This is a genomic window from Streptomyces sp. NPDC058373, from assembly GCF_042723275.1.
In the GTDB taxonomy this organism is placed as follows: Bacteria; Actinomycetota; Actinomycetes; order Streptomycetales; family Streptomycetaceae; genus Streptomyces.
The window spans coordinates 1-3,279 of the sequence record NZ_JBHXJE010000098.1; the positions used below are offsets into that span (position 1 = coordinate 1).

The 3,279-nt window shown below is 64.3% G+C and carries 4 protein-coding genes; 3 read left to right on the forward strand and 1 reads right to left on the reverse strand.

Features of this window, described 5'->3' with window-relative positions; translation table 11 throughout:
* The 3 genes from ACFWMZ_RS28155 to ACFWMZ_RS28165 form a co-directional block, all read left to right on the forward strand.
* Positions 1-716 (forward strand): hypothetical protein (locus ACFWMZ_RS28155; protein ID WP_383204990.1); only part of this gene is annotated, 716 nt, incomplete at its 5' end.
* Between the two features lie 247 nt (positions 717-963).
* Positions 964-1,314, forward strand: a complete 351-nt coding sequence (locus ACFWMZ_RS28160) for a hypothetical protein (RefSeq protein ID WP_383174237.1) — start codon at positions 964-966, stop codon at positions 1,312-1,314.
* Positions 1,315-1,427: 113 nt separating this feature from the next.
* A protein-coding gene (locus tag ACFWMZ_RS28165) for an IS5 family transposase (RefSeq protein ID WP_383174492.1) occupies positions 1,428-2,208 on the forward strand; the annotation gives its coding sequence in 2 pieces (ribosomal slippage) (positions 1,428-1,916 and positions 1,918-2,208; 780 coding nt in all).
* A gap of 83 nt (positions 2,209-2,291) precedes the next feature.
* On the opposite strand, the gene ACFWMZ_RS28170 is transcribed toward ACFWMZ_RS28165, so the two are convergent.
* A complete protein-coding gene (locus tag ACFWMZ_RS28170; RefSeq protein WP_383174240.1) occupies positions 2,292-3,038 on the reverse strand; it encodes a phosphotransferase family protein in 747 nt (248 codons plus the stop codon).
* Positions 3,039-3,279 lie beyond the last annotated feature (241 nt).

Sequence of the window (3,279 nt, forward strand, 5' to 3'; positions counted from 1 at the left end):
AAACCAAATGCCCCGGCGATAGCGTCAGTTCCCGAGTCCGCACTTTCGCCCCCACCGGGAGTCTTCACGTGAACCGCCGAACGTTGCCCGTCCTGACCGCGCTCGCCACGGCGACAGCGCTTCTCCTCACCGGTTGCGGAGGGGATTCCTCCTCGCCGGACGACGAGATTGCGGGAGCGGGGCCGAGCAAGGAGAGTGAAGCGGACAACATCGACCGGCCGAAGATGAAGCTCCCGGACGACTTCGAGATGAAGTTCGACTGGGCCAAGCCGAGTGACCCTGCAAGCGCTACGGCGCTCAGCGACGCCGAGAATTACGTCAAGTCTATCTATTTCGGGATCTTTGAGCAGGACCCGGAAAGCTCAGTCTACAAGTTCTATGTCGAACCGATGAGTCAGGCTCACTCGTATGCGAGGGGTCAGATCCAGCAGTACGTCGATGGCGGATGGACGCTCGCGGGGGAGATCAGCTATTCGAAGGCGTCAGTGACTGACGGGAAATCTGAACGAACTAAGGTGGTGAACTATTGCTATGACGAAGCGCGGGTGTACGGAAAGGATGCAAAGACTGGAAAGAAGGTCGAGGGCGGCTCGGATGTTGGAAGCCCGTATCTCTCCTTCACGCTCGTGATGAAGGAGTCGGACTCTGTGGACAACCTTTGGCTTGTCCACAACGTGGAAAGCGAGAGGGGAGCCGCGCAGTGCGCTGGGTCTTGACGGTCGTTGCGGTATCCGCGGGAATCGCCCTCTCGGGGTACGGCGGTGTTGCCTTCGCGGCTCCCGGCCCCCCGGTCGATGTTGATGCAGGTGGTGGCCAGCAGGGTGAAAGCATTTACGCTGGCGCCGAAATCAAGTTCGATACCTCCAAGAATGGTTCGGGTCCTTCTGCGGGGTCGGTGAGCTCAGTTCAGGGGGATTGGGATCCACCCCGTGCTGGTACGCGCCAAAATGGAATCCTGATGAGTTGCGTGATTACTACCAGCGCATGGATCAGGGTATTGTCAGTGATCCCGGGATGCCGCCCTATGCTCGGGAGAAGTGGAATGAAGAGCGGCAGAATTATATAGATGGCGACTATGAGGACTTTAATCAGGAAAAGGATGGCGAGGGGATGTGGTGGGGGGCTGTGCGGAACCCGGATGCTTCGATAGATGCGCAACTCGCCTGCAGTCGCGTCCCCTTCTGGGCTGACAACGGCGAGACCCTCGAGGTAGAGAACATCATCACCCCCGAGATCCTGGCCGGCCTCGCCTACGAGCAGATCAAGGTGCCTGGGACCGAAGTCACCCTTGCCCCCGGTGGTAACGACTCCTAACAAAATGAGGTTTCTGGACCGCCGGGAATGACGGCGTATCAGTTCTTGTTGATGCTGGCCGAAGGGGGTGCGAGTCAGTCGAGACCAGGAAGACCGCTGCCAGACCGTGGGAAATCGACGACGAGTTATGGGCGCGCATCGAGCCGCTGCTGCCGGTCGTCCCGCGTAATCCGCGGCGTCCAGGTCGTAAGCGTCTGGATAGTCGCAAGGTGCTGTGCGGGATCCTGTTCGTGTTGTACACCGGGATCCGCTGGGAGTATCTGCCCCAGGAGCTGGGCTTCGGCTCGGGGATGACCTGCTGGCGACGGCTGCGGGACTGGAGCGAGGCCGGAGTCTGGCAGCGCCTGCACGAGCTGCGGGCCGCAGACCTGCTGGACTTCTCCCGCGCAGCGGTCGACTCCAGCCACATCCGCGCGATGAAGGGCGGGCAGGCCACTGGTCCGTCCCCAGTGGACCGGGGCAAGGCCGGCACCAAGCACCATCTGCTCGTCGAGGCGCACGGCATTCCGCTCGCGGCAATCACCACCGGCGGCAACCGCAACGACGTCACCCAACTGATCCCGCTGATCCAGGCCGTCCCGCCGATCCGCGGCAAGCGCGGATCGGCCACTGCGCCGCCCCAAGCACCTGTACGCCGACCGCGGCTATGACCACGAGGCCTACCGGGACAAGGTCCGCCGGTTCCAGATCACCCCACACGTCGCCCGGCGCGGCACCGGGCACGGATCCGGCCTGGGCGTGCACCGCTGGGTCGTGGAAGGAGCGATCGCGCTGCTGCACTGGTTCCGCCGTCTGCGCATCCGCTGGGAGATCCGCGACGACATCCACCACGCGTTCGTCACCCTCGGCTGCGCCGTCATCTGCTGGCGACGACTGCGCACCACACGCTGTTGAGCGTAAGGGCAAGCGATGCGCTCCAGGGGATGGCGTGCTCGATGCGTCAGAACGCATAGGTGGCCAGTCCGGCCCCCACAGCCTCACATCCGGGATCTCAGCACGTCGACCTCACAGCCCGGCGCGAAGGGGTCGAAGCCGTGCTCGACCAGCCAGCGAACCCCCAGCAGGCTTCGCAACGACCACCAGGCGTGGATCACGTCGAGGTCGACATCGGTGCCATAACCGGCGATGACGTCGTCGAGGTGCTCCTCGTGTCCGAGCGTCAAAGTGGCGAGGTCGAACAGGGCATCACCCCGGCCCGTCTCGGACCAGTCGATGATGCCCGTGACCTCGTCGCCGTCGACGAAGACGTGATCGATCTGTAGGTCGCCGTGCGTGAACGCCGGAATCCACGGCCGGAGCGCGGCCTCGGCGACCTGGCGGTTGCGGGTGACCAGGTCGGCGGGCAGGACGCCGTTCGTCACCAGCAAGTCGCACTCGCCGTCGAGTTCCGCCACCAACTCGTCGGGACTCCGGCGGCGCCGACCGGCCCAGGGCGGCAACGGTGCTTCGTGCAGCTTCCGGATGGAGACGCCCGCCGCGGCCCACGCCGCCGGCGACGCGGTTGACGGCTCACCGAGACGGCCGAGCACCGTCCCCGGGAGTGCGGCGATCGCGAGGACGGGCGCCTTGCGCCACAGGACCTCCGGGGTCGGGACCGGCGCGAGGGACATAGCCTCGACCTCGACGTCGATGCGCGCCTGATCGGCGTCCACCTTCAGGAACACGTCGCCAACGCGCAGAGTCGCGCGCTCGGAATGGGCGACGATGACTTTGACCTCATCCATGGGCGACCAGTATCCCGGGGAAGTTCGCCGACGTCGCCGGGTTTATCGCATGCGATTACGCGGCTGCCCGCGTCCCGCTACCCGGCGACCTCGTGCACGACACCATCCTCTGACCAGGTCAAGCCCACCATTTTTGTTAGGAGTCCTAAGAGCAAGGTGAATCTTCCGACCTGGGCCTGGTTGGACGGTGGGGAGTTCAAGCCGGTTTCGGTGACGGCTTCGTTGGCGGTGGGTGGGTTGG